We start from the raw sequence: 26,259 nt of genomic DNA, 5'->3' as shown, positions 1-26,259 counted from the left end.
GTCTGATCTATTCTCCGTTCGCCTTGGGCCCAGTCGAAGGGTGAACGCTGCACTGTTGAAACGGTGCGCTATTGTCGGGATGTGCTTCGATAAACTCAGCACGAACGGAATAGTGGTCTTTCTGTGGGTCCGGCTTCAGCCGGACATCTGAGGATCGAAGATTGTCTGGCTGAAGCCGGACCCACAAAGCCTGGAAATCGGACTGCAAGCCCAAAGTCAGTGCAATTGGGCTGCAGCCGGAGCCACAGTCAACTCAGCTCAAACCCGACTGACGGGCTCGCACGAGCGATGCCGCATCCCGCGCCAGCTCTTCGATCGCTTTCCATTCACCGGCCCGCACCTTGTCGGCGGGCGCCACCCACGATCCACCGATGCAGGCGACGTTCGGCAAGCCGAGGAACTCCGGCGCCGTCGCGCGCGTGATGCCGCCGGTCGGGCAGAACACCACATCGGGAAACGGCCCGGCGAGCGCCTTCAGCATGTTCACGCCGCCGGCCTGTTGTGCCGGAAAGAGTTTGAACGTGTCGAATCCCCAGCCGAGACCGGCGAGTAGTTCGCTCGGGGTCATGATGCCGGGCAGCAGCGGAAACGACGCTTGCCTGGCAGCGGCCGCCAACTCGGCAGTGAGCCCCGGGCTGACACCGAATTGCGCGCCTGCATTGGCGGCCGCAGTGAAGTCCGCCGGACGCGCAATCGTGCCGACACCAACCACTGCCTCCGGCACGGCTCGGCGCATGGCTTCGATCGCCGGCAATCCTGCCGGTGTCCGCAGTGTCACCTCCAGAACGCACAACCCGCCGGCGCACAACGCCTGGGCCAGCGGCACGGCGTGTTCGACCTTCTCGACAACGATGACGGGAATGACGGGAGCCAGAGCAAGCGTGGAACGGATGGACATGGGGAATCCAGTTGATAATTGACAATTGATAGTTGAAGAGGGGGGCGACAGCGTTACGTGTGTTCTCAATTGTCCATTGTCAATTTTCAATTGTTAATTGAGTTTCACATGCTGCCCATTGCGCCCATTTCCGCATCGCCGGCAGCCGCGCGGAACGTGGCGAACAGTTCGCGGCCAATGCCCTGCTGATTGCTGCTCAGATCGGGAAGGGTGACAGCGCGCTTCGCGAATGCATCTGCAGCAACGCGTGCCTCGAGAACGCCGGTGTAGCTGTCGAGCGTGATGATGTCGCCGTCCTGCACGCGCGCGAGTGGGCCGCCGCTCAGGCTTTCCGGCGTGAGATGGATGGCTGCCGGCACCGCGCCCGACGCACCCGACATGCGGCCATCGGTCACCAGGGCGACTTTGAACCCCTTGCTTTGCAGCGACGTCAGGGCCGGCGTGAGCTGATGCAGTTCCGGCATGCCGTTGGCACGCGGTCCCTGATAACGCACGACGACGACGCAGTCGCGATTCAACGCGCCGGCCTTGAAGGCCTTCATCACATCGCCCTGGTTGTCGAACACGGCGGCGGGTGCCTCGACGATGCGATGATGGGCTTGCACCGCCGATGTCTTGATGACCGAGCGACCCAGATTGCCTTGCAGCAGTTTGAGCCCGCCATCGGTGCCGAAGGGATCGCTCACGGGACGCAGGACTTCCGTGTCACCGCTGACGGCCGGCGCATCGCGCCACGCGAGGCCGTCGGGCGAGAGCCACGGCTCCTGCGTATAGGCTGCCAGGCCCGTTCCCATAATCGTGGTGGTATCGCCGTGCATCAGTCCGGCTGACAGCAGCTCGCGAATCAGGAACCCCATGCCGCCGGCCGCGTGAAAGTGATTCACGTCGGCGCTGCCGTTCGGATAAATGCGAGTCAGCAGCGGCACGACGTCGGACAGTTCACTGAAATCGTCCCAGTTGATGACGATGCCAGCGGTGCGCGCCATGGCGACCAGGTGCAGCGTGTGATTGGTTGAGCCGCCTGTCGCGAGCAGGCCGACGATGGCATTGACGATGGCGCGCTCATCGATGGTCTGCGCCAGCGGCAGGTAGGCATCGCCAAGCGCGGTCATTCTGGACGCGCGGCGAGCTGCGGCGCTGGTCAATGCATCGCGCAGCGGTGTGTTCGGCGGCACGAAGGCGGCGCCGGGCAGGTGCAACCCCATCACTTCCATCAGCATCTGATTGCTGTTGGCCGTGCCGTAGAACGTGCAGGTGCCGGCCGAGTGGTAGCTCTGCGCTTCCGATTCCAGCAGCGCGTCGCGTCCCACTTTGCCTTCTGCAAACAACTGGCGGATGCGCGCCTTTTCCTTGTTCGGCAGGCCGGAGGGCATCGGGCCTGCGGGGACGAACACCGTCGGCAGATGACCGAACGTCAAAGCGCCCATCAACAGCCCGGGCACGATTTTGTCGCAGACGCCGAGACAGAGCGTGGCGTCGAACATGTTGTGTGACAGTGCGATGGCCGTGGACATCGCAATCACATCGCGACTGAAGAGCGACAGCTCCATGCCCGGCTGACCCTGCGTGACACCATCGCACATGGCAGGCACGCCACCTGCGAACTGGGCAACGGCGCCGGCTTCGCGGGCGGCGAGCTTGAGCAGCTCCGGATAGCGTTCGAGGGGTTGATGCGCCGACAGCATGTCGTTGTACGAAGACACGATGGCAAGGTTCGGCCAGCGCAGCTGCTTCAGCGCTTCCTTGTCTGTAGCGTCCGATGCCGCGAAACCATGGGCCAGATTCGTACAGGACAAGGAGGCGCGGGTGGCATTGCGTCCGTGTGCCTGATCCATGCGCTGCAGATAGTCTGCACGCAGGCCGGCGCTGCGTTCACGAATCCTGGTGGTGACTGCTCGGACTCGTTCGTGCAGAGGGCTCAAGGCCGGTTACTCCTGATCGATGCGGCGGCGGACAGAAGGCGAGCTGCGATTGTAGAGACTCGACCCCGTGATCGCACTCGCGCTGACTGATGCGCTGCGTCGCCTCGGGCCACGTCATTCCGGGATCCGGAATGCCAATCCGCGCACTGAAACCGTCCGCTGCCGTATAAGCGACGCACCGAGGCGGCTGAACACGAATTCATGTGATTGACTCCGGTAATTCGGTCGAAACCCTCTGCACGGGTTTGCGGCGCGTCGCCGCGAACGGTAACGTCACTGCAGACTTCAGCAGGCATCATCGTTACGACAGGGTAGTTCATGCAGCAGCTCGCAACGTTCGATCTGGTTCTTTTCGGCGGCACCGGCGACCTGGCTCTGCGCAAGCTCCTGCCCGCCTTGTACCGGCGCCAGCTTGCCGGTCAGCTGACGGAGGACTCGCGCATCATCGGCGTCGCACGCAGCGACATATCGCGCGAGGACTATCTGGCCCAGGTCGAAACGAGCTGCCGGTCGCATGTGGGTGCCGAATTCGATGACAAGCACTGGTCGCAATTCGCCCGACAGGTGCACTACTTCAAGATCGATGCCAACGCCGGCACGGGCTTCGACGCGCTGCATGCCTGTCTGAAAGGCCGCGAAGCCAATGTCCGGCCGTTCTTCCTGTCGACGGCCCCCTCGCTGTTTGCGCCGATCTGCGAAGGCCTGGCGCGAACTCAGCTGGTCACGCCTGCCTCACGCGTGGTGCTGGAGAAGCCGCTCGGCCACGACCGCACCTCTTCGGCGTTGATCAACGAGCGCGTCGGCGCGATCTTCAGTGAGCAGCAGATCTTTCGTATCGATCACTACCTCGGCAAGGAAACGGTGCAGAACCTCATGGCCCTGCGCTTCGGCAACCTGCTGTTCGAGCCGTTGTGGAAGCGGGGACGCGTGCAGCACGTGCAGATCACGGTGGCGGAGAATCTCGGCGTCGAACGTCGCGCCCAGTTCTACGATCAGACCGGCGCACTGCGCGACATGGTGCAGAACCACTTGTTGCAGCTGCTGTGCATCATCGCGATGGAGCCGCCGCAGACCGGCGATGCAGATGCGATGCGCGACGAAAAACTCAAAGTGCTGCGTGCTCTGCGGCCGCTGCACGGGCGCGAGGTGCTGACCAAGACCGTTCGCGGCCAGTACAAATCGGGAGCCGTCAGCGGCACGCCGGTCGTAGGTTATCTCGCCGAGAAGGATGTGCCGCCAGAAAGCGTGACCGAGACGTTCATGGCAGTGAAGTGCGAAATCGATTCGTGGCGCTGGGCCGGTGTGCCGTTCTACCTGCGCACCGGCAAGCGGCTGCAGGAGAAAATGTCCGAGATCGCCATTACGTTCGAGGATATCCCCGTGTCGATCTATGAGCGTCCCGACAAGGTGCATGCGCTCAATCGGTTGATCATCCGCCTGGCGCCGGACGAAAGCATCACACTCAGCGTGCTGGCGAAGAGCCCTGGCGAGGGCATGCGCCTGAAGCCGGTCAGCCTCGCGCTGGATTTCAACGAGACCTTCAAGACGCGGATGCTCGACGCCTACGAGCGCCTGCTGACGGATGTCATCAAGGGCAACCTGACGCTGTTCATGCGCCGCGACGAACTCGACGCCGCCTGGCAGTGGATCGACCCGATCCGCGAAGCCTGGCAGCGTTATGACGAAACACCGAAGTCGTACAGCGCCGGCACCTGGGGCCCAGCCGCGGCAAGCGCACTGATCGGCCGGGATGGCTTCGCGTGGAGCAACGAGCTCTAGGAGCCGCAGAGCAGGAAGCTCCACGGGGATCACGGGGGATCACGGGGTCGAGACAAGATTATTCCCGCCCCATGCCACCCCGTGATCCCCGTGGAGCTCCTGGTTCTTCTTCGATGCCGCGTTCTGGGCGCTGACAGCGGCAATGTCGTAAGCTCCGGGGATCAATCAGGGCTCGCCATTCCTATGCCATCCCGCTGGGTTCACGAACACCGTTTTCCGGATTCCACTGCCCTGGCGCGTGCGCTTGCCGGAGAGATCCGCGTCGATCTCGAAGAAGCGATCGGCGTGCGCAAATCCGCGAGTCTCGTGGTGTCCGGCGGTCGCACGCCGCTCAGGTTGTTCCAGCAACTGCGCACCGAAAAGCTCGAATGGTCGAAAGTCTGGATCACGCTGGCTGACGAACGCTGGGTGGACACGAGCGCGGACGCCAGCAACGAAAAAATGCTGCGTGAACAGTTGGCCGTCGATCTCGCGGCCGAGGCGCGTTTCGTCGGACTCAAAAATCCGGCGCCGACGCCGGAGTCGGGAGCCGACTGGTCGTGGCGCGCGTTGAGTCGGGTGCCGCGGCCTTTCGACGTCGTGCTGCTCGGCATGGGCGACGATGGTCATACGGCATCGCTGTTTCCGGGTTCGCTCGCCCTGGCGAAGGCATTGGATCCGAGCGCCGCGCCCGGGTGTGTCGCCGTGAATGCACTGACGGCACCGCATGCGCGAGTCAGTTTGAATCTGGCGGCGTTGCTGGACGCGCGACGCATCATTCTGCATATCGAGGGGGACGCGAAGTGGCAGGTCTATCAACGGGCCCGCATGCCCGGATCGGCGGCCGAGCTGCCGGTACGCGCCATCCTCCATCAGAAGGAGGTGCCGATCGATGTCTACTGGGCGCCCTGAAAGTTCGCCGCGACTGATCGCGGACGTCGGGGGCACGAACGCGCGCTTCGCCCTGCTCGAGGGGCAGGACTATCGCGACGAGATCGTGCTCAGGTGTGCCGACTATCCGGATTTCGTGTCGGCGGCCGAACATTATCTGCAGCAGGTCGGTGCGAATGCCCAGGGCAAACGCCCCCAGGAAGCGGCGGTAGCGATCGCCGGGCCGATCACCGACGACATCATTCGCATGACCAATCACGTGTGGCAGTTCTCCGCCGCGCGCGTGCGTCAGCAGCTCGTGCTGTCGCGTCTTATCTTCCTCAACGATTTCACGGCGCTCGCGATGGCCGTGCGGCACCTGCCGTCACACGAGCTCGAAACGATCGGCGGTGGACGTCCGGTCGCGAATGCGCCGATCGCACTCATCGGTCCGGGAACCGGGCTCGGTGTGTCGGGCCTGATCCCCTCGGGGTCGCACTTCATCCCGCTGCAGGGCGAGGGCGGGCACGCAACCCTGTCGGTCACGAACGAACGCGAGATGGCCGTGCTGCGGCAATTGCATCAACGCTTCTCGCACGTGTCGGCCGAACGGGTGATTTCCGGGCCGGGTCTCGTGAATCTGTACGAGGCCATCAGCGCGCTCGATCGCAAAGTGCCCGATACCCTGACCCCGCAGGAGATCACCCGCCGCGCCAACGACAGTTCCTGCGCGCGTTGCATGGAAACCGTCAGCATGTTCTGCGCGCTGTTCGGCACCATGGCGGGCAATCTGGTGCTGACACTGGGTGCGGTGGGTGGTCTGTACATCGGCGGCGGCGTCGTGCCGCACCTGGGCCGACTGTTCAAGTCATCCCCGTTCCGCGACCGCTTCGAAGACAAAGGCCGTTACGCCGACTACCTGAGAGCCGTGCCGGTGTACCTGATCAAGTCCGAGCTGCCGGCATTCGTCGGGCTCGCACGGTCGTTCATTGAACCGGGGCCGAGGCTGGAAGCGGAATAGGAAGCGCGCGCAGCGCGCGGGCCAACTGGCCCTCTGGCCAACCGGTCTGCTGGCCAGAGTCCGGAATCCGATGCTTCTTCTCTGGCCAGTTGGCCAGCAGCCCAGTTGGCCAGTTGGCCCGGCGGGCTTTGCCCGCCGTCTGGCATCCTCCTTGCACCCTCTGTCCCATCCCAACCAACCGGGTCGCAACGCGTGCGTGTACTGGTCATAGCCGAATCGTCCGAACGAGCGGACATCGTGCGTCGGGGGCTGCTGCTCGCGGGTCATGAGATGGCGGAGGTCGCAGCGCCGGATGGTCCGTTGCTGGCAGCGCTGGAGGAGTCGCGCCCGGACGCGATCGTGCTCGAATCCGATTCGCCCCAGGTCGATTTGCTGGATCGGATCATCGATGCGATGGGTGAAAGGCCGCTGCCGCTGGTGATCTTCTCCAACGATCCCTCGGAGCAATGCATCAGCCGCGCCGTGCGCGCCGGTGCGTCGGCGTATGTCGTTGATGGACTGGACGCTTCGCGCGTTCCGGCGATCCTGCAGGTGGCGTTGACGCGCTTCGAGTTCATGGAAGGGTTGCGTGGCGAGCTCAACGTGGCGCAGCAGAAACTCGCCGAGCGCAAGTTCGTCGAACGCGCCAAAGGCCTGCTCATGAAGGCTCGCGGCCTGAGCGAGGACGAGGCGTACCACACGCTGCGGCGCATGGCGATGGAACGCAACCGCCGTATGGGCGACGTGGCGAAGTCGGTGCTGGAGATGGCGGAGTTGCTTAGTTGAGCAACGGGCAGACTGTCGACTGACTGACTGGCTAGCCGGCCAACTGGCTAACCGGCTGACTAGCCAGAGTCGGAAGCCTTCACGGTGCGTCCGTGTCCAGGGCTGCACTGCGTGTGTGCACGTTCCTCATCCTGCTCTGCCAGTCGGCCAGTCGGCCTCATCCTCACATCCTCACCTGACTGCTCACCTCCAGCAGCCGATGCGACGGTACCCCGAAGTGGATGGCGGCGAGCTGGCTGTTGCGGCCCATGTACGCAAAGATCCGTTTGCGCCAGAGCGGCATGCCGGAACCCGTCGCGAACACCGGATTCTCGCGGCCCACGACGTACACGGTGTGATCCGGTTCGTACGCGATGCCCTTCTCTTCGGCGGCGCGCAGTGTGGCGACGACGTTCGGCGTTTCCATGAAGCCGTAGCGCGCGATCACGCGACACAGCGTCGGCGACAGTGTCAGCACTTCGATGCGCTCCTCGGGCGCGACGTACGGGATTTCCGGTCGCACGAACGTCAGCAGGATGTTGCGTTGATGCATGACCCGGTTGAAGCGCAGGTTGTTGAGCAGGGCGCGCGGCATGCCGCCTGCTTCGCTGGCGAGGTATACGGCCGTGCCGTCGACGATGTGCGGCGGATCCTTCTCGATGAGCGCCATAAAATCATGCACCGGCATCTGTTCGCGGGCGATCAGCCAGTTCAGCGTGCGCCGGCCTTCCTGCCAGGTGCTCATGAGGACATAGACGATGACCGCTGCCACCACCGGTAGCCAGCCGCCATCGTCGAGCTTGAAAGTGTTCGCGACAAAGAAAGCGAACTCGATCGCCACGATGAAGCTCAGTACTCCGATGTAGAAGTTCTGGTGCGGCTCCTTGCGGACGCGCAGCAGCATGATGACGAGAATGCCGTCGATCAGCATCGTGCTCGAGATCGCGATGCCGTACGCCCCGGCGAGCGCGCTCGACGATTGATAGACAAGCACCAGGGTGATCGTGCCGATGAAGAGCACCCAGTTGACCACAGGCACATACACCTGGCCGATCTCGTGTTCGGAGGAGTGTTCGATGCTCAGGCGCGGCAGGTAGCCGAGATTGAGCGCCTGCCGCGTCACGGAGAAAACGCCTGAAATGACGGCCTGCGACGCGATCACCGTGGCGGCGGTGGCCAGCACGATGAGGGGAGGCAACAGCCAGCCGGGGGCCATGTTGTAGAACGGGTTCGAGATCGCCTCCGGATGGGCGAGCAGCAGCGCGCCCTGGCCGAAATAGTTGAGCGTCAGCGCGGGCAGCACGATCCAGAACCAGCCGCGGCGAATCGGTGCGCGTCCGAAATGGCCCATGTCCGCATACAGCGCTTCGCCGCCGGTGATGGCCAGGAAGACCGAAGCGAGCACCAGAAATCCGGCCACGCCGTTGTGGGCGAAGAACAGCACCGCGTGCCACGGATTGATTGCTTCCAGTACGCCAGGCGCAGTGACGATCCAGCGAATGCCCAGCAGTGCGAGCGTGATCAGCCACACCAATGTCACGGGGCCGAACATCCGGCCCATCGCCCCTGTGCCGCGTTTCTGGACCAGGAACAGCAGCATCAGAATCGCCATCGCGCCAGGCACGACGAAGTGCTCGAGGCGCGGCGTCGCGACGGTGAGGCCTTCCATCGCGCTCAACACCGAGATGGCGGGCGTGATGAAACCATCGCCGAAGAAGAGTGCGGCGCCGAACAGTCCGACCGCACTGACCGGCCCCCACACCCGCCAGTCGCGACTCGCATTGGAGAGCAACGTGCTCAGCGCCAGCACGCCGCCTTCACCGCGATTGTCCGCACGCAGCACGATGGTCACGTACTTCACCGAGATGACGAGGATCAGCGACCACAGGATCAGCGACAGCAGCCCGAGGACATTGGTCTTGTCGACGGCAATGCCATGGTCGGGGCTGAAGCATTCGCGCAGCGCGTACAGCGGGCTGGTGCTGATGTCGCCGAAGACGACGCCCAGTGCAGTGAGGACGAGCTTGTTCTGCGCGACCGGCCGATCGGTCGCCGGGGAATCCGGGGCGGAGCGCGAGCTCATGATTTTTGTTGGGGAACGAGGCGTGGGAAGGCGGTGCGTAGTCTAGTCGTCGCAAGGGACTAGGGACTAGGTTCTAGGCGCTAGCCAGAGCCAGAGCATTGGATCTCTCTCGCTAGTGCCTAGAACCTGGAGCTCTGGTCCGTGTTTTGTGGGTCCGCCTTTAGTCGGACCCAAAACCACAGAGCCGCAGCACGAAGCCCGAGGCTCTAGGCCCAAGGCTCTAGGCTCTAGGCTCTAGGCTCTAGGAGGAAAGGATTGGATGGTCGCCTCTGGCTAGAGCCTAGTCCCTAGCGCCTAGTGCCTAGTGCCTAGTGCCTTGGCTTCAGTCCGCGCCCTTGGCTATCCAGCCCGCCATGAAGCCGCCAATGGTTGCGCCCATGAGTCCGGTCAGGGCGGCCTGGAGCGTGGTGGCATTGGTTCCGAGATCGTTCGCGCCCTGGGCGGCGAGTTGTCCGGTGAGGCCGAGCGTGTCGACATAGCCGATCAGCGCAAACGCAAGCACGATGCCGCCGATCATTCCGGGAATCACGAACGCCCACGTACGGCGCCAGCTGCGCGACAGCGCACGGAGGTTGTCCTGCAATTCCTGTTCGACTCGTTGGCGCGCGGCGGCTCGCTGTTCCTCGTTCACTGCATCGATCTGCTCGAACAGGCGCGCATCGAACGAGGTGCTCAACGACGGGGCCGGATTCGCTGCGAACAAGGCTGTCTCGAGCTGCGAAAGTTGTTCGAGACGCTGCTGGCACAGCGTGCAATCGCGCAGATGGGTTTCGAACACATCGCCGTCAGCGGCTTCGACGTCGCCGTCCAGCCAATCCTGCAGCCGATCGTTCCACTCGAGGTGATGTTCGGCGAGGCTCTGTGGTGATGCGGGTTTCCTGGGCATGGCGATCAGCATCCGGACGCCGCGTTTTGAGACTCGCGCGTCAATTCGATCAAGCGCTTGCGGGCACGGTGGAGCAAGGCTTTGACCGTCCCCAGCGGCAGCCCAAGGCTCTCCGCCGTCAGCTCGTAGGATTTGTCTTCCATATAGAACAGCGTCACGGCCTGACGATAGCGTTCCGGCAGCTGATCGAGCAGCTGGGTGACGCTGACCGTCGCGGAATCGTCGGGATCGGGGGAGGCCAGTGCGGCCACCTCGGCGTCGTACTCGTCCTCGTCGCCGTTCATGGAGACCGTCGGACGCTTCTTGCGCAGCTCCGACAGGCACGCATTGCGCGTGATGGCGTAGATCCAGGTCGACAGCGACGACTGGCCGGCAAAGCCGGGCAGGGCACGCCACACCCTCAGGAACACGTCCTGCGTAGTGTCCTCGGCCATGGCGTGATTGCGTAACATACTGAATGACAGGCGAAATACCTTTTCCCGATACCTCGGCAACAGCAACGCGAACCCCTCGCGGTACTTCTTGACCTGGAGCAGCGCCTGCAGGTCGGCGTCGGCTTGAGGGGCAGCTCCCAATGTCATTGTGAGTTGTGACGTGCCATGCCAGGAAAAGGTTGCGCTCTCCCGGATGCAGTTCAGGGTGGAGTCGCGGCGTGCACTCTAGCAGCGCCATCCGCCACGGAACCCGCGATCCACCGGTCATTAGCTGCTATCGACCGACGGCGCTCCCCTGGACGTTTTTGCGCGTCCTGGATCTGCGTGCAACCCTGCGCACGAGTGCTGCGTCTGAACCCCCAAGTTGCACTGAATCACTCTCGAACGAGGCACGTCATGCTCAGCGATCTGGTCCCCATCGTCGCCATCACCTTCGGCGTCGGTTTCATTCCCGCCGTCATCTGGATCATTCTGAGCTACCGGAAACGCCGCCGCTTCATGGAGCTGCATCACACGGAACGGATGGCCGCCATCGAACGTGGCATGGACATCCCGGCGCTGCCGATCGAACTGATCGACGGACGCAGCCGTGGCCGTCGCTCGTCACTGCAGTCGGGACTGATCTGGTCGTTCCTCGGACTCGCACTGCTCATTTCCATGTGGCTCGACGGCGATTTTCCCGCCCTGCCCGGACTGCTGTGCCTGGGGATCGGTCTCGCCCATCTCATCTACTACGGCATGGAAGGTCGCCGGGTCGAGGCACGCCAGCTCGATCACGAACTGCCCGAACGCACCCATGCCATCAGCGCAGCCGAACGGCGCGACGTGCAGATCTGAAAATCTGTAACAAAGACTGCGAGCGGCGGGTTGTCATGGAGCGCATCGGCCATCGCCTGTTTTCGGCTCAGGCCTGACAGGCAGCGGCCCTGCGCGGTCATGGGAATGTCCGGGGAATGTCCGGCTGGAAATCGCAGGTCGCCATCGATGCTGCTCGTACCAAGCACACAGAAAGCAAAGCCGCGCGCTAGTACGTCGCCGGCGAACCGTTCTCCCGGTTCGCGCTGCTCGATTGAGAGTGATAGAGACGGAATTCTCCACTGGGTGCCCTGCGAATGCCCGGCTCTTCAATCCCGTGATTCCCCGTCCCGCGGGATTTCCTTCGGTCAGGCCCCCCGTGGAATTCTCTGTTCTTGTGTTTCCTGTGATCCGCCTCGTGTCCCGACCTGAACTGGAGGCCGACTCGTGCTCGAAATTCGCAACATCAACAAGACCTACGGCAACGGTGTCGCCGCATTGCGCAACGTGTCGCTGGATATTCCCGCGGGCATGTTCGGGCTTCTGGGGCCCAATGGCGCCGGCAAGTCGTCGCTGATGCGCACGATCGCAACACTGCAGGATCCCGATTCGGGAACCATCACCTTCGATGGCATCGATGTGGTGAGCGAGAAGGATCGCGTTCGTCGCACGCTCGGCTATCTGCCGCAGGACTTCGGTGTCTATCCGAAGGTCAGCGCCCACGACATGCTGGATCACTTCGCCGTGCTGAAGGGATTCGTGCAGCGGGGCGAGCGCAAGGACGTCGTCGAAGGTCTGTTGCGCAAGGTGAACCTCTGGGAAGTGCGCAAGCGCAAGCTCGGCACGTTCTCCGGCGGTATGCGCCAGCGCTTCGGCATCGCGCAGGCATTGATCGGCAATCCGCGTCTGGTGATCGTCGATGAACCCACGGCCGGCCTCGATCCCGAAGAGCGCAATCGATTTCTCAACCTGCTGGCGGAAATCGGTGAGCAGGTGGTGGTGATCCTCTCCACGCACATCGTCGAAGACGTGGCTGATCTGTGTCAGCGCATGGCCATCATTTCGCAGGGGCAGGTGCTGATGAGCGGCGAACCGCGCGAAGCGCTCGACACCATGCGTCAGCGCGTCTGGAGCAAGGTGGTGCCGAAGGCGGCACTACCCGAATATCAGGCGCGCTTCACGGTGCTGTCGACGCGCCTGATTGCGGGACAGCCGCGCATTCATGTCTACAACGACGCGGCGCCCGAGCCAGGCTTCGAGAGTATCGATCCGGACCTCGAGGATGTGTATTTCCATCGGCTGCGCCAGCAGTTCGCGGGCCGCCCGGTGTCGGCGTAGCCACCTATGTCAGTCTCATCTTCGACACTCTCGCGCAGCGCGCTGGACCGTCAGAACGAACAGGGCCGAACGCGCCTGTTCGCCGAGTTCTTTCGTTTCGATCTGCGCTACCAGCTGCGTTCGCCGCTGCTGTGGGTCGCCGCAATGCTGTTCGCCCTGTTTGCGTTCGGCGCCACCAGTTCCGATGCCATTCAGATCGGCGGCGCCATCGGCAACGTCAATCGCAACGCGCCCGGCGTCATCGTGAATCTGTTCGCGAATTTCAGCGTGCTCGGACTGTTCGTGGTGACCTTCTTCATTGCGCAGCCGTTGCTGCGCGATTTCGAAATGGGCACCGACGAGCTGTTCTTCTCGACGCCAATGCGTCCCCGCAGCTATCTGGCGGGCCGTCTGGCAGCGGGAATGCTGGCGTCCATCGCCATCTTCGTCTTCACGAGCGCCGGCATGATGCTCGGCGGAGTGATGCCCTGGCTCGATCCGGCGCGTCTCGGGCCATTCTCGCTATCGCCGCATGTCTGGTCGTTCGCCGTCATCGTCATCCCCAACCTGATTTTCATGGCGTCGTTACTGAGCCTGCTGGCCGTGACCGCGCGCAGCCTGTTGTCCGTCTACCTGGGTGTGATCGGTTTCTTCGTGCTGTGGCTGGTGGCCAGCTTGCTGGCGAGGGACATCAAGTACGACAGCATCGCGACCTTGCTCGATCCGTTCGGCACGCGTGCGCTGGAGCGCACGATGCGCTACTGGTCGGCGATCGAAAGCAATTCGCAGCTTCCCGAGCTGACTGGCTATCTGCTCGTCAATCGAGTCACGTGGGTTGCGGTGTCCGTGGTGCTCCTGCTGCTGGCCTTCCTGGTGTTCAAGCCACAGCGCAGGCGTGCAGGCAAGCCGCGATCGAAACGCGATTCAATCAATACCTTGTCGGCATCGAGGAGCATGACCAGCGGTGTTTCCGCCGCTGCCCGGCTGCCGGGTGCACGATTCACTTCCACGACCGCGTCGTCGCAGTTCCTGCATCAACTGCTGTTCGATACGTCCGGCGTGCTTCGCAGCATCCCGTTCCTGGTCCTGCTTGGCTTCGCCATATTGAATCTGGCGGCCGGTTCCACCTTCGTCGACGATCTGTTCGGCACCAGCATCTACCCCGTGACGGCAGTGATGCTCCGCGTGATCCAGGGCAGCTACTCGTTCCTGCTGATACTGATCGTCGGCTTCTATGCCGGGGAACTGGTGTGGCGCGAACGCACGGCCAGACTGTCCGAACTGACCGATACGCTGCCCGTTCCCAACTGGCTGCCGGTGATGTCGAAAATCGGCGCACTCGCGGCCGTCGTGATCGTCTTCATGGTCATCGGTGTGGCCACTGCCATCGTCATGCAATTACTGCGCGGCTACACGCAGCTCGAGCTGGGATTGTTCCTGCGCGGCGTCGCCATCCAGGCCGTGCCGTTCATCCTGATGGGCGCCGCGGCAGTGGTGCTGCAGGTCGTCAGCAACAACAAGATCGTGGGCTACCTGCTGTACGTCATCCTGATCGTGCTGCAGATCGCGTTGCCGCCATTGCACCTCGAACACAATCTCTACAACTTCGCCGGCGCGCCGGAGACCCCGTACTCCGACATGAACGGCTATGGCCACTTCATCGCCGGATGGGCGTGGTTCCAGCTCTACTGGACCCTGTTCACTGCGATGCTGGTCATCATCGGCGCGGCCTTCTGGGTGCGCGGTGTGTCACCGTCCTGGCGAGGGCGCCTGCGCATGGCGCGCAACAATCTGCGCGGCGCGCCAGCGGCGATGCTCGCAGCCACGTTGCTGGCGTTCGTCGGCGTCGGCGGCTGGATCTTCTACAACACCAATGTCATCAACGAGTATCTGCCTTCGAATGTGGCGCTGGATCGGCTCGCGCACTACGAGAAGGCTTACCGGCAGTTCAAGGATGTGCCGCAGCCACGCATCACCGACGTCAAGGCCGATGTCGATATCTATCCCGCGGAACGACGGGTGGAGATTCGCGGTCGCTACCAGCTCGTAAACAGAAGCGCTGAGCCCATCTCGGACCTGCATCTCACGCTCGATCCGCGTGTCAGGTTCAAGGATCTGCAGCTCGCCGCTGCGGAGCTGGTGAGTGACGACGCGCTGGTCGGCTACCGGCTCTATCGTCTGCGGCAGCCGTTGCAGCCCGGCGCGAGCGCCGAGTTCACGTTCACGATCGAACGCGCCGAGCGCGGTTTTACCAGCGACGGGCTGCCGCCATCGTCCGGCGCCGGTGACATGCGCTCGGTGCTGAACTACAACGGTACCTTCTTCAACAGCATGGGCATGTTCCCGCACTTCGGCTACAACGAAGGTGTGCAGATCGTCGACCGCAACGAGCGTCGCAAACGCGGGCTTGGCGATGTGCCGCGCATGGCGACGCTGGAGGATCAGGCCGCGCGTCAGAACATGGGCTTCCCCGATGCGGACTGGATCACGTTCGAAACGACCGTGAGTACCAGCGATGACCAGATTGCGCTCGCGCCGGGGTACCTGCAGCGCGAGTGGCAGCAGAACGGCCGGCGCTACTTTCACTACAAGATGGACCAGCCGATGCTGCCGTTCTTCTGCTACCTGTCGGCGCGCTGGGAAGTCAGGCGCGACACCTGGAACGGCTTGCCGGTCGAGGTGTACTTCGACGCGAAGCATCCTTACAACGTCGACCGCATGATCGATGGCACGAAGAAGTCGCTCGACTACTTCAGCAGGAATTTCTCGCCATACCAGCACAGGCAGATGCGCATCCTGGAGTTCCCGGGCTATGCGCGCTTCGCACAGAGTTTCGCCAACACCGTGCCGTACTCCGAGGTCATCGGTTTCATCGCCGATCTGCGCAAGCCGGAGAAGGTCGACTATGTCTTCTACGTCACTGCGCACGAAGTGGCGCATCAGTGGTGGGCGCATCAGGTCATCGGCGCCGGCATGCAGGGGCAGGGCATGCTGACCGAGTCGCTGTCGCAGTACTCGGCCATGATGGTCATGGAGAAGGAATACGGCCGCGAGAAGATGCGCAAGTTCCTCAAGTACGAGCTCGACCGCTACCTGCGCGGTCGCGGCGGCGAACTGGTGGAAGAATTGCCGCTCATGCGCGTCGAGGACCAGCCCTACATCCACTACCAGAAAGGCTCACTGATTTTCTATCGGTTGCGCGACGAGATCGGCGAGCAGAATCTGAACCGCGCCCTGGCGAACTTCCTGCGCGACAAGGCCTTCGAGCGCCCGCCGTTCACCACGACGATGGAATTGCTGGACTACATTCGGGTCGAAACGCCGCCTGAAAAGCAGGGCCTGCTCGATGAAATGTTCGCGAAGATCATCCTCTACGACAACAAGGTGACGGCTGCGAAATCCGTGAAGCGCGCGGACGGCAAGTACGACGTCACGTTCGACGTCAGTACGGCAAAAGTGGAAGTGGACGGACTCGGCAAGGAGGCGGCGCGGCCGGTCGATGACTGGATGGACGTCGCGGTCTTCGCACGCGCACCGGGCGATGCGGAGGACAAGGAGCGGGTGCTGTTCCTCGAGAAACAGCGCGTCACGCCGCAGACGAAACAGATCACGGTCGTCGTCGAGGAGGAGCCCTACGAAGTCGGCCTCGATCCCTACAACAAGCTCATCGACCGCATTCCGGACGACAATCGCAAGGCGGTCAACTAGGAGAGGAGGCCGCGAAAGACCGTGGCCGCAAGGCGACCAACGGAAGTCCCGACCAACGGAAGTCCCAGGGGAATCCCACGGGCACAAAAAGACCGGATGAATGTCTTTTCAATCGTTGGGGTCCTTTCGTCTTTCGCGGCGCTGGATCCCCGAGGGTCTTACTGCATCGCCGCATCCGGTCTTCGTACCTTCGTGAGTAGGCCCTGTACGCGCCGCAGCGTAGACTCCATTGACTGGTCATCAGCGGGGTCGATCATGGAGTTCGTCGCTCAGGGTGCCGATGGCGCCACCATTCGTTACGTCGACGGCAAGCGCTATCTATGGCTGGCGTCACTGACCGCGCCCATCATCCCGAGCATCGCGGTGGTGCTCTACTTCGCCACCCATGGCAATACGCTCACTGCCTGGTTTCCGCTGCTCTACACCTTCGTTGCCGTGCCGGTGCTAGACCTGATCTTCGGCGAAGACACTTACAACCCGCCTGAAGAGGTCGTACCACTGCTGTCCAAAGACAATTACTACCGCTACCTGCTGTTCGTTGGCATCGCGCTGCTGTTCATCAACTTCTTTATCGTCGCGTGGTTCATCGGCACACAGGATCTGCCGTGGTGGGCATACCTGGCGCTGACCTTGGGTACCGGTTTCGGCAGCGCGGATGCGATCCTCATCGGACATGAGCTGGGGCACAAATCCAGTCGCGCTGATCGCACGGCGGCGCAGCTCGTCAATGGCCTGGTTGGCTACGGCCATTTCTGCATCGAGCACAATCGCGGTCACCACGTGAACGTCGCGACGCCGGAGGATTGCGTCAGCTCGCGCATGGGCGAAAGCATCTATCGCTTCGTGCTGCGTGAGATTCCTGGCGCATTCCGGCGCGGCTGGCGGCTCGAAAGCGAACGCCTGGCGAAGCTGGGGAAATCCACCTGGTCGCTGCAGAACGAAGTGCTGCAGTCCTGGGCGCTTACGCTCGCCATTGGCGCTGCATTGCTGGCGATCTTCGGTTGGGTGCTGCTGCCGTTCCTGGTCATCCATCACCTGTATGCGTGGTACGGGCTCACCCAGGCCAACTACGTCGAGCACTACGGTCTGTTGCGCCAAAAATTGCCGAATGGTCGCTACGAGCTGCCCGAGCCGCGCCACTCCTGGAACACCAATCACATCTACTCGAACCTGGTGTCGTTCCATCTGCAACGTCACTCGGATCATCACGCGAACTCGCTGCGCCCTTATCAGGCCCTGCGCGATTTCAAAGACCTGCCGCGCCTCCCCAGCGGTTATCCCGGCAGCTTCGGCCTCGCCACGATCCCCTGGCTCTGGTTCAAGGTCATGGACCCCAAGCTGATGGCCTGGGCCGGCGGCGACATCACCAAGGTGAATGTCGATCCGAAGAAGAAAGCGCGGCTGTACGCGCGGTACGGGGCGGTTGCCCGGTAGGTAGAGGCGGAGTTTCACACGCAGATGTCTGCCTCCGGCGTCTCTTGTCGCCGACGCGGATGGATTGCACACTCGCACCCCCATCCGCACCCGCAGCCACATCATGACTATCGAAAGCCAGGGCGATCTCGACGGACTCCACCGTATCGGCCGCATCGTGTCGCTGGTGCTGCACGAAATGCTGGAGAAGATCGAGCCGGGGATGACGACGGCGGAGCTGGATGCCTACGGCGCGGCCCTGCTGGAAAGCCATGGCGCGCGCTCGGCGCCCAAGATCACCTACAACTTTCCCGGCGCGACCTGCATCAGCATCAATGAAGAGGCGGCCCATGGCATTCCTGGGCCGCGGCGGATCGAAGCGGGCGATGTCGTGAATGTCGATGTCTCGGCGGAACTGGGTGGTTACTTCGCGGATACGGGTGGCACGCGCGTCGTGCCGCCAGCGGACGACGTGTCGTTGCGGCTCTGCGATGCCACGCAGCAGGCGCTGGACAGCGCGATGCAGCAGGCGCGTGCGGGCAATCGCATCAATCAGATCGGCAAGGCGATCGAGAAGGTCGCGAAACAACATAGCTTCCACATCATCCGCAACCTGGGCAGTCACGGCGTCGGCCGCGCACTGCATGAGGAGCCGGGTCACATTCCTGGCTTCTATGACGCCACCGACCGGCGTGTGTTGCGGCAGGGCATGGTGATCACCATCGAGCCGTTCCTGTCGACGCGCACGACCCTGGTCGAGCAGGCCAGCGATGGCTGGACGTTGTTCGGGCCGCCGGGCACGCGCTCGGCGCAGTACGAACACACCATGGTCATTACGCGCGGCGCACCGATCGTCGTGACGAGACACTGATGGCCTCGCTGCTGGTCAATATCGATGTCGACGATCTGAAGAAAGCCGTCCAGTTCTACTGCGCTGCTCTGGATCTCACCGTCGGGCGTCGCTTCGGTCACGATGCGGTCGAGCTGCTCGGCGCCAATGCGCCGATCTACCTGCTCGCCAAGCCGAACGGCACGGTCGCGTCTGCGTCGAGTCGTCACCTGCGATCCTACGCACGCCACTGGACGCCCGTGCATCTCGACTTCGTCGTCGACAACATCGAATCCGCAGTGGACAAGGCCCGCAACGCCGGCGCCCGGCTCGAAGGCAATGTGCGTTCCAACAACTGGGGCAAGATCGCGATGCTCGCCGATCCGTTCGGTCACGGCATCTGCCTGCTCGAATTCGTCGGGCGCGGCTACGACGAGATCGCGACGCCGGAGAAATCCAAGAGGCAGGAGTAACCGCATAGAACGCAAAGAGCGCATAGACGGAAAGAAATAGGTCGAAAAAAAAGACGCAAAGGACACAAAATGGAGACGGCAATTCCGTTCTTCTCCGGCAATTTTCTTTCTATGCGGTCTATGCGGTCTATGCGGTCTATGCGGTCTATGCGTTCTTTGCGGTTACTCTGAATCTGCATGTCCGAACTGGTTTGCTGTAAATGTGGGCATTCACTGAGCGACTACACGCTGCCGCTGCGTCGCCTCGAGGAGTGCCGTGCGTGTCACGCCGAGCTGCACGTCTGCAAGTTGTGTGAGTGGTACGACATCGGCGTTGCCAAGCATTGCCGCGAGCCCATTGCGGAAGAAGTGAAGGACAAGGAACGCGCCAACTTCTGCGATTACTTCAAGCCCCGGCCCGATGCGTACGCCACCGCGCCGCTCGACGCAGCGGCGAAGGCCAGGGCGCAGCTCGCTGCCTTGTTCGGCGGCGGTTCGGCCGCAGAGGCACAGCCATCAGCGGCCGACAAGGCGCGTGCGGAACTCGACGCGCTGTTCGGCAAGAAAAATCAGTGACGGATCGGTTGCGGGCACGACGGCCTGTCTCGATTCCCGCAATTGACCGCTGCATTCGTGCGGGTGTATTCGCGATGCGTGCATTCAGGCACGCACTCGTCCGATCACCGGAGGAACGATTCATGACGTTTCGCACGACACATCGCAGCACCGCCGGCAAGAAGCTCTACGCGGTTCGGGACAAGAATGGACGCTTCAAGGACATTCAGACGTTCGAGCGTGCGCATCGCGCCGACATGAAAAAGAAGAGCAAGGCGGAGAAGACCAGACACTGATCGTCTGCGGGCGGCGGCATCGCTGCGAAGCATGCCGACCGCTGCTGTCTACGTCGTTGCCGGATCGATCTCGCGCAACGCGGATTTCAGTTCACCGCGATTGCGCGGCCGGACCACCCGAGTCACTTCTTCTCCGTCCCTGAGAAAAATCAGCGTCGGCCATAGCTTGATGGCGAACGATCGTCCCAGGGGACGACCCTTGCCGTCTTCGATCCGGATGTGGTTGATCTGCGGATGAGCCTGCAGCGCCTCGGCGATCACCGGCTGGGCGGCCTGGCAATGACTGCACCAGTCGGTGCCGAATTCGAGCAGCACTGGGCCTTGGGTGCTGCGGATGTCATCGGTGGAGGGTTCGGTCGATCCAGGTGTCTCATTCATGTCGATTCAACGGTGAACGGTATTGGCAGGTTCCCGGCTGATCAGCGTAGTGACGATCAGGGGGCCGGCATGTGTGCGTCTGGCGATGCAGTTGCTTCATGTGCCAGCCACTCGATGGTACCTGCAATCAGTGGGTCGTTGAGACGCCGTGGCAGGCAGACGGCATAGATCGAGTACTCCGAACGCACGGCATTGCTGAACACCTGCACGAGGCGGCCTCGTTCGAGTTCGGCTGCAGCAAACACCGAGGAGGTGATGGCAATGCCCTGGCCCGCCAGCGCCGCCTCCAGCATCGAGTTGCGATCACCGCAGATCACGCCGCGACGTGCACTCACGCCTTTGGCGCCCGCGGCGGCCAGCCAGTGCTCCCACGATTCGTAGTTGTCGTCGTGCAGAAGCTGGAAATGCGTCAGGTCCGCGAATGTTGCGAGCTTGCGTTCCTGCAGCAGCGATGGCGCACACACGACGATGTCGCGTGGCTGGAACATCGGCACGACGTGCAATCCCGGGTAGTTGCCCTTGCCGAAGCGGATGGCGATATCGACATCCTCGCGCGCGAAATCGGCCAGTCTCGCCGAGGTCACCACCTGCAGGTCCGCATCGGGAAAACGATGCGCGAACGACTGCACCCGCGGCATCAGCCAGCGCGCCGACAGCGATGCAAACGTTGAAATCGTGAGCTTGCGGCGCACCGTCGGCGCCGACACGTCTTCGATGGCACGGGCGAGCCGATCGAACGCCTGGCGCGTGCCCTCCGCCAGCAATGCGCCATGCACTGTGAGCTTCAAACCGCGCGGCAGACGCTCGAACAATTTCACGCCGAGTCGCTGCTCCAGTTGTTTCACCTGCCGGCTCACGGCCGCGTGAGTCACGTTCATCTCCACGGCGGCACTGCTCAGGTTGAGCGTGCGTGCGGCGACGTCGAAGGCCCGCAGAGGTCCGACCGGGATCCTTTTCATGACAGGGACTGGTGTGCGTGAAGAGTGTGTTGACGGCACGGCATAAGTGCCCGGCGCATGCTTCGCGCCCGCGTTGCATCAACAACGCAAGATGGATGGCGTGAAGCGGAGGGGCTTTCCGGATGCGTTGTCGGGAGCCCGTTGTTTGGCGCGAAGCTGTGACTTTCGGTCATAGATAGGGAGGCCTAACAGTCGCTTTTTACGGGAATTGAGCAGGAATACGCTACACCTCCATTAGTGATATTCATAGCTACCAAGGAGAGTGCCATGGACGAGTATCTGTTTACGGTGCTGGCGAAACTGAAGGCGGACCGGCTGAAATTGGCGCGTGAGGAGCAGCAGCGCAACGTGAAATTCGACGCGGTCGATGCACCTGCGCATCCCTCGCCACGGGCGCGTCGCGCTCCGGAACCGTCGGCGGATCTGCTGTCGATCGTTTCCACGCACGGGCTGCGCGGATGGAGTTGAACTCAATTGATTCCGGGAATTGGCGGGAGCCCGAACGGGCTCATCAGTAAGGAGAGTCATCATGAAGCGTCTCAGCTTGATTGCCGTTGCGGCATCCCTGGTCATCAATGCGGGCGCACTGGGTGCCATTGCCTTCGGTATCGATGAATCGTCCCTGCCACGGGGACAGGTCGTCATTACCGAGTTCAGTGGCGAATCGCAGCAGTCTGTTTACGCACAGGCAGACCTCATCGCTGGCCGTAATGCGGCCGCGTTGTGAGGGGTGAGTGACGAGTGGCGCAGCAGCGGGCATAGAGCCGGTCGTGCGTCGCCCGTCACTTTCCCAACCCATGGACCAGCTTGCCCAGTTTCTCGATGGCGCGGTCGATGGCCGGCGACCAGGGCAGGCCACAGCTGAGACGAACGTAGTTGCGATAGTCCGCCTTGGCCGAGAACACCACGCCCGGACCGATACCGATCTTGCTGGCGAGCGCCGTGCGGAAAAGCTCGACGGCGTCGACGTTGGCGGGCAGTTCGACCCAGATCACGATGCCACCGGCGGGTCGGGTGATGCGGGTGCCTGCCGGGAAATGCCGCGCGACGGCATCGATGAAGCTTTGCGCATTGGCGGACAGCATGGCGCGAATACGTCGCAGATAGCGATCGTAGCCACCGCTGGCGTAGTAGCGCGCGAGCACCAGCTGCTGCAATGTCGGACACGCGACCGACGAATAGAACTTGGCGCGCGCAATGTCCGTATGAAATTGCGGTGTCACGGCCCAGCCGATGCGATAGCCGAGCGCAATCGTTTTCGAGACCGAGCCGCAGGAGATCACCAGGCCGCTCTCGTCGAAGGCGCGCATCGATGTTGGCCGGACGCTGCCATAGTGCAGATCTCCGTAGATGTCGTCCTCGATGATCGGGATTTCCATGCCGGTCAGCGTCGCGACGATGTCGCGCTTCGCATCGTCAGGCGTGAGTGTCCCGGCGGGATTGTTGAAATTCGGCATCAGCACGGCGGCGGCGAGGCGCGTCGAGCGCGCCATGTTGCGCACCGCTTCCGCATCTATCCCGATGCCGGGACGATTCGGCACCTCGACGACCTTGAGGCGCTGGTGTTCGATCGCCTGCAGCAAGCCGAAGTACGTGGGGGATTCCACCAGCACGGTATCTCCCGGCTGGCAGATCACGCGCAATGCGAGGGTGATCGCGTCCATGGTGCCGCTCGTGATCACGACGTGTTCCGGATCGGTCGGTGCACCCGCCAACGCCATGCGCTTGGCCACCTGACGTCGCAGTTCCGGATCGCCGGGCGGCATGATGAGTTCGCCCGCGTGCAGCGGCCGATCGCGCAGCACTTCGCGGGTGAGATTGTTGAGGCGCTGGGTCGGATACAGCGCAGGCGATGTAAAGGCGCCGTTGAGCGGAACGATGTCGCTGCGACTCAGCGCCTCGCGGCAGGTGTCGAGCATCTCGGTCGCAACGGTGGTGGGCCGTCGCGAGCGGGGGGGCTTGGCACGCGGTTCCGGCACAGTCTGTGGGTCGGGCGGACGCACGTAAAAGCCCGATTGGGGTCGCGCCTCGATCAGCCCGATGTTTTCCAGGTGCACGTACGCCTGGACCACGGTCGAGACGCTCACCTTCGCGGTGCGACTCATGCTGCGCACCGACGGAATGCGGTCGTTGGTGCGCAGTGTCCCGGTCGCAATCTGTGTTTCCACCAGCCGCGCCACGCGTTCATAGAGAAGGGGCGGGTGCGTGGACATCGACAGCTCTCCGTGCGGTGCGAACTGTATTGGCGGGAGGTCAGTCTACCTGAATCTGTACTGCTTGCCAGCCGCCGAGGCAGAGTACGACGATGAAGCTTCCGTTCCCAAAATCCGTGTCTGTATCGCTTGGTGTGCTGGCGGCGTTTGCCGGCATCTACATCATCTGGGGTACGACCTACCTCGCGATCGCCATCGCCATCCAGACGTTGCCGCCTTTCATCAGCGGGGCGATCCGTTTTCTGCTCGCCGCTGCGCTGATGGCCGCCTGGTTGCGATTGCGCACGCCGCATCCGTTTGCGGGCGTCAACTGGCCGGCGGCTGCGCTGTGCGGTGTATTGCTCGCCGGTATCGGCAATGGCTTCGTGATCTGGGCGCAGCAAGGCATTCCTTCGGGCATCGCTGCCCTGATCGTCGCGGCCATGCCGGTCACGGTGCTGATGCTGGATTGGGTGTGGTTCAGTCGTCGCGCGCCGACGCGACAGGGTCTGCTGGGGACTGCCATCGCGCTGGGCGGTGTCACCACCATCGTGCTGCACACACGCACTATCTCGGGTGACGCGAGTCCGATGCACCTGCTGGCGATGATGGCTGCAGTCGTCGGCTGGAGCTTCGGCACACTGTTGCAGAAGCGTGCAGCGGGTAAGGATCAGGTATTCAGCTTTACCGGCGCGCAGATGCTGTTCGGCGGCGTGTTCCAACTCGTCTTGAGCTTCCTGGACGGCGAATGGGCTCGCTTCGATCCGGCGGCAGTGTCGCTGTCGTCCTGGCTGGCCGTGCTCTACCTGGTCGTCTTCGGCAGCCTCATCGGGCTCACTTGCTATCTCTGGCTGCTGACCCGCGTGGCGGCGTCGAAGGTAACCACCTATGCGCTGGTCAACCCGATCGTCGCGCTGATTCTGGGTGCGCTGGTATTGAACGAGGCGATCACGTCGACCGCCGTCATCGCCACGCTGCTCGTACTGTTCGGTGTTTCGCTGGTGCTGTTCCAGGATCGAGCGCCGTTCCAGCGCGGGCGCAAGGACATTCCAGTCGCGGAGTGCAAATGAGTATGCAGATTCAAACCGCTCATGCCCCGATACCGCCATTGCATCGCACGCGCAAGCTGCGGACCTACGTGGATGGATTGACGATCTACAGCTTCGATCCTACGCTGCGTGACGAATTCCGCCGGCTCAACGTGGCCTGGCTCGAACGCTACTTCACCATCGAACCCATCGACGAACGCGTGCTGGATAATCCGGAAGCAGAAATTCTCGCCGACGGCGGCGAGATCATGTTCGCGGTGCTGGAAGGGCAGGTCGTCGGCACCGTCGCACTACGTGTCGTGGATGCAGAGACCTTCGAGCTGACCAAGATGGCCGTCGATGAACGCTGGCAAAGCCGCGGCTACGGCCAGAGCCTGCTGGAAACGGCGCTGCAGGTCGCGCGGGACAGTGGCAGACGTCGCGTGATCCTGTATTCACAGCGATCCCTGAAGCCGGCCATCGCGCTCTACTACAAGAATGGCTTCACCGACGTTGCCGGCCCGCTGTGCGCGAAGTACGCGCGCTGCGATGTGCAGATGGAGCGGCTGATCACGTAAACGGAAAGCAGGAACAGATTTTCCACGGGGGGACGGGGAAACACAGGGTCGTAAGAACGATATCCTGGGATTTTTCCTACCGCGTGTTACCCCGTGCTCTCCGTGGAGATCCAGATCCGATTTCTGTTTCTCCTCCGGGTGGAATCTTCGCTTCCTGTGCGCGCTCCCGGTAGATGATGTAGAGGCCGCTGGCGACGATGATCGACGCGCCGACGAGCATGCGGGCATTTGGCAGCGTCAGCCACAACAGCCAGTCGAACAGCATTCCCCACATCAGCGCGGTGTATTCGATGGGCGCCACGATGGCGGGTGAGGCGAGGCGGAAGGCGTATGTGATGCAGTGCTGGCCGATCGCTCCGAACAGTCCGACGCCGGCGATCAGATACCAGTGCTGCCATTGCAGCGGCGTCCAGTCGAATGCGGTGAATATGCCGCTGAAGAGTGCCACGAACAGCAGAGCCCAGAAGATCGTGGCAGTGCCCGAATCGGTCCGTGACAGGATCTTGATGGTGATGGCGCTGAGGGTGTAACCCACCGCAGATGCAAGCGCCGCGGCGCCGCCGATCGTGATGAGCCCCGTGCCCGATGGCTTCAGCACGACGATCACGCCGATCAGTCCGATCACGATGGCAAGCCAGCGACGCCAGCCGACGTGTTCACCGAGCATCGGTACGGACAGCGCCGTGATGAGCAACGGTGCCGACATGTAGATCGTGTAGGCATCCGCCAGCGAGAGGAAGCGCACGGCGTATACGAACAGCCACAGCGTGCCGACTCCGAGCATGCCACGCAGCACGTGCAGACCCAGGCGTCGTGGTATCAGATCGCGCCAGCGGCTGAAGAGCGCCGTCGCCAGAAGCAGGAAGGGCAGTGACGCGGTCGCGCGCAGAAACGTCACCTGCATCGGCGGGTAGGTTTCCACCAGACGCTTCATCGTGACGTCCATGACGGCGAACGCGGCAACGGCGGCGATCATGGACAGGATGCCGCGTAGCTTCGAGGACTGCATGGAGGGATAGGATAGGGGATGGTGGGCGGCTGCGTTCGGCAATGACGGCCGACTTCGTCGGCATGTAGGCCTGCGGCAGGGTGGCCAGGACGGGCAGGAGGGCCGACTGCGTCGGCAGGTCAGAATTGGCATTT

The 26,259-nt window shown here is 62.7% G+C and carries 25 protein-coding genes; 16 read left to right on the top strand and 9 right to left on the bottom strand.

Annotated elements, in window-relative coordinates:
* Positions 1 to 253: 253 nt before the first annotated feature.
* Together eda and edd are read right to left on the bottom strand one after the other, a co-directional pair.
* The gene (eda, locus tag VIZ63_RS05395) at positions 254 to 898 is read right to left on the bottom strand and encodes a bifunctional 4-hydroxy-2-oxoglutarate aldolase/2-dehydro-3-deoxy-phosphogluconate aldolase (protein ID WP_331608503.1); all 645 of its coding nucleotides are present in this window, start codon (positions 896 to 898) and stop codon (positions 254 to 256) included.
* 104 nt (positions 899 to 1,002) lie between these two features.
* Positions 1,003 to 2,820: a phosphogluconate dehydratase gene (edd, locus tag VIZ63_RS05390; RefSeq protein WP_349261130.1), complete on the bottom strand. Its 1,818-nt coding sequence runs from the start codon at positions 2,818 to 2,820 to the stop codon at positions 1,003 to 1,005.
* 318 nt (positions 2,821 to 3,138) lie between these two features.
* On the opposite strand from edd, the gene zwf reads away from it, so the two are divergent.
* The 4 genes from zwf (at position 3,139) to VIZ63_RS05370 (ending at position 7,234) form a co-directional block, all read left to right on the top strand.
* On the top strand, positions 3,139 to 4,599 hold the full coding sequence (gene zwf, locus VIZ63_RS05385; RefSeq protein ID WP_331608502.1) for a glucose-6-phosphate dehydrogenase: 1,461 nt from the start codon (positions 3,139 to 3,141) through the stop codon (positions 4,597 to 4,599).
* Between the two features lie 183 nt (positions 4,600 to 4,782).
* Positions 4,783 to 5,490 carry a 6-phosphogluconolactonase gene (pgl, locus tag VIZ63_RS05380; RefSeq protein ID WP_331608501.1) on the top strand — a complete coding sequence of 236 codons (708 nt, stop codon included), beginning with the start codon at positions 4,783 to 4,785 and terminating at the stop codon, positions 5,488 to 5,490.
* Positions 5,471 to 6,469: a glucokinase gene (locus VIZ63_RS05375; protein ID WP_331608500.1), complete on the top strand. Its 999-nt coding sequence runs from the start codon at positions 5,471 to 5,473 to the stop codon at positions 6,467 to 6,469. The genes pgl and VIZ63_RS05375 overlap by 20 nt, the downstream gene beginning before the upstream one ends.
* 192 nt (positions 6,470 to 6,661) lie before the next feature.
* Positions 6,662 to 7,234: an ANTAR domain-containing response regulator gene (locus tag VIZ63_RS05370; protein WP_331608499.1), complete on the top strand. Its 573-nt coding sequence runs from the start codon at positions 6,662 to 6,664 to the stop codon at positions 7,232 to 7,234.
* Positions 7,235 to 7,397: 163 nt separating this feature from the next.
* Here VIZ63_RS05370 and VIZ63_RS05365 read toward each other — a convergent pair whose 3' ends face one another.
* The 3 genes from VIZ63_RS05365 to VIZ63_RS05355 form a co-directional block, all read right to left on the bottom strand.
* Positions 7,398 to 9,296 carry a potassium transporter Kup gene (locus tag VIZ63_RS05365; RefSeq protein ID WP_331608498.1) on the bottom strand — a complete coding sequence of 633 codons (1,899 nt, stop codon included), beginning with the start codon at positions 9,294 to 9,296 and terminating at the stop codon, positions 7,398 to 7,400.
* A gap of 322 nt (positions 9,297 to 9,618) precedes the next feature.
* On the bottom strand, positions 9,619 to 10,182 hold the full coding sequence (locus VIZ63_RS05360) for a hypothetical protein (RefSeq protein ID WP_331608497.1): 564 nt from the start codon (positions 10,180 to 10,182) through the stop codon (positions 9,619 to 9,621).
* A gap of 5 nt (positions 10,183 to 10,187) precedes the next feature.
* Positions 10,188 to 10,763, bottom strand: a complete 576-nt coding sequence (locus tag VIZ63_RS05355; protein WP_331608496.1) for an RNA polymerase sigma factor — start codon at positions 10,761 to 10,763, stop codon at positions 10,188 to 10,190.
* 249 nt (positions 10,764 to 11,012) lie between these two features.
* Between VIZ63_RS05355 and VIZ63_RS05350 the strand changes: the two genes are divergently transcribed.
* From VIZ63_RS05350 to VIZ63_RS05315, 8 genes are all read left to right on the top strand, one after another.
* A complete protein-coding gene (locus tag VIZ63_RS05350) occupies positions 11,013 to 11,453 on the top strand; it encodes a DUF6249 domain-containing protein (RefSeq protein WP_331608495.1) in 441 nt (146 codons plus the stop codon).
* Between the two features lie 405 nt (positions 11,454 to 11,858).
* The gene (locus tag VIZ63_RS05345; RefSeq protein ID WP_331608494.1) at positions 11,859 to 12,749 is read left to right on the top strand and encodes an ABC transporter ATP-binding protein; all 891 of its coding nucleotides are present in this window, start codon (positions 11,859 to 11,861) and stop codon (positions 12,747 to 12,749) included.
* Positions 12,750 to 12,824: 75 nt separating this feature from the next.
* Positions 12,825 to 16,436, top strand: coding sequence for an ABC transporter permease/M1 family aminopeptidase (locus VIZ63_RS05340; protein WP_349261134.1), 3,612 nt, complete (start codon positions 12,825 to 12,827; stop codon positions 16,434 to 16,436).
* 255 nt (positions 16,437 to 16,691) lie between these two features.
* Positions 16,692 to 17,870, top strand: a complete 1,179-nt coding sequence (locus tag VIZ63_RS05335; RefSeq protein ID WP_331608492.1) for an alkane 1-monooxygenase — start codon at positions 16,692 to 16,694, stop codon at positions 17,868 to 17,870.
* 103 nt (positions 17,871 to 17,973) lie between these two features.
* Positions 17,974 to 18,720 (top strand): type I methionyl aminopeptidase, encoded by a 747-nt coding sequence (gene map / locus VIZ63_RS05330; protein WP_331608491.1) that lies wholly within the window; start codon positions 17,974 to 17,976, stop codon positions 18,718 to 18,720.
* Positions 18,720 to 19,151 (top strand): VOC family protein, encoded by a 432-nt coding sequence (locus VIZ63_RS05325; RefSeq protein ID WP_331608490.1) that lies wholly within the window; start codon positions 18,720 to 18,722, stop codon positions 19,149 to 19,151. Before map ends, VIZ63_RS05325 begins: the two co-directional genes overlap by 1 nt.
* Before the next feature lie 177 nt (positions 19,152 to 19,328).
* Positions 19,329 to 19,706: a hypothetical protein gene (locus tag VIZ63_RS05320; RefSeq protein WP_331608489.1), complete on the top strand. Its 378-nt coding sequence runs from the start codon at positions 19,329 to 19,331 to the stop codon at positions 19,704 to 19,706.
* A 122-nt stretch (positions 19,707 to 19,828) separates the two neighbouring features.
* The gene (locus VIZ63_RS05315; RefSeq protein WP_331608488.1) at positions 19,829 to 19,981 is read left to right on the top strand and encodes a hypothetical protein; all 153 of its coding nucleotides are present in this window, start codon (positions 19,829 to 19,831) and stop codon (positions 19,979 to 19,981) included.
* A gap of 48 nt (positions 19,982 to 20,029) precedes the next feature.
* Here VIZ63_RS05315 and VIZ63_RS05310 read toward each other — a convergent pair whose 3' ends face one another.
* Positions 20,030 to 20,359 carry a thioredoxin family protein gene (locus VIZ63_RS05310; protein WP_331608487.1) on the bottom strand — a complete coding sequence of 110 codons (330 nt, stop codon included), beginning with the start codon at positions 20,357 to 20,359 and terminating at the stop codon, positions 20,030 to 20,032.
* Between the two features lie 56 nt (positions 20,360 to 20,415).
* Entirely contained in the window at positions 20,416 to 21,318 is a 903-nt protein-coding gene (gene gcvA / locus VIZ63_RS05305; RefSeq protein WP_331608486.1) for a transcriptional regulator GcvA, read from the bottom strand.
* A gap of 267 nt (positions 21,319 to 21,585) precedes the next feature.
* Here gcvA and VIZ63_RS05300 point away from each other — a divergent pair, with 267 nt between their 5' ends.
* The gene (locus VIZ63_RS05300; protein ID WP_331608485.1) at positions 21,586 to 21,786 is read left to right on the top strand and encodes a hypothetical protein; all 201 of its coding nucleotides are present in this window, start codon (positions 21,586 to 21,588) and stop codon (positions 21,784 to 21,786) included.
* Positions 21,787 to 21,847: 61 nt separating this feature from the next.
* Positions 21,848 to 22,045 carry a hypothetical protein gene (locus VIZ63_RS05295; protein WP_331608484.1) on the top strand — a complete coding sequence of 66 codons (198 nt, stop codon included), beginning with the start codon at positions 21,848 to 21,850 and terminating at the stop codon, positions 22,043 to 22,045.
* Positions 22,046 to 22,100: 55 nt separating this feature from the next.
* On the opposite strand, the gene VIZ63_RS05290 is transcribed toward VIZ63_RS05295, so the two are convergent.
* Positions 22,101 to 23,531: a PLP-dependent aminotransferase family protein gene (locus VIZ63_RS05290; RefSeq protein ID WP_331608483.1), complete on the bottom strand. Its 1,431-nt coding sequence runs from the start codon at positions 23,529 to 23,531 to the stop codon at positions 22,101 to 22,103.
* Between the two features lie 92 nt (positions 23,532 to 23,623).
* Between VIZ63_RS05290 and VIZ63_RS05285 the strand changes: the two genes are divergently transcribed.
* The gene (locus VIZ63_RS05285; RefSeq protein ID WP_331608482.1) at positions 23,624 to 24,580 is read left to right on the top strand and encodes an EamA family transporter; all 957 of its coding nucleotides are present in this window, start codon (positions 23,624 to 23,626) and stop codon (positions 24,578 to 24,580) included.
* Positions 24,577 to 25,116 carry a GNAT family N-acetyltransferase gene (locus VIZ63_RS05280; RefSeq protein WP_331608481.1) on the top strand — a complete coding sequence of 180 codons (540 nt, stop codon included), beginning with the start codon at positions 24,577 to 24,579 and terminating at the stop codon, positions 25,114 to 25,116. Before VIZ63_RS05285 ends, VIZ63_RS05280 begins: the two co-directional genes overlap by 4 nt.
* A gap of 76 nt (positions 25,117 to 25,192) precedes the next feature.
* On the opposite strand, the gene VIZ63_RS05275 is transcribed toward VIZ63_RS05280, so the two are convergent.
* The gene (locus VIZ63_RS05275; RefSeq protein ID WP_331608480.1) at positions 25,193 to 26,125 is read right to left on the bottom strand and encodes a DMT family transporter; all 933 of its coding nucleotides are present in this window, start codon (positions 26,123 to 26,125) and stop codon (positions 25,193 to 25,195) included.
* Positions 26,126 to 26,259: the final 134 nt, after the last annotated feature.

Origin of the sequence: Povalibacter sp. (assembly GCF_036520495.1) — a bacterium.
GTDB lineage: Bacteria > Pseudomonadota > Gammaproteobacteria > Steroidobacterales > Steroidobacteraceae > Steroidobacter.
The sequence above is the reverse complement of the archived record's forward strand: the minus strand, read 5'-3'. Positions and strand labels throughout refer to the sequence as shown.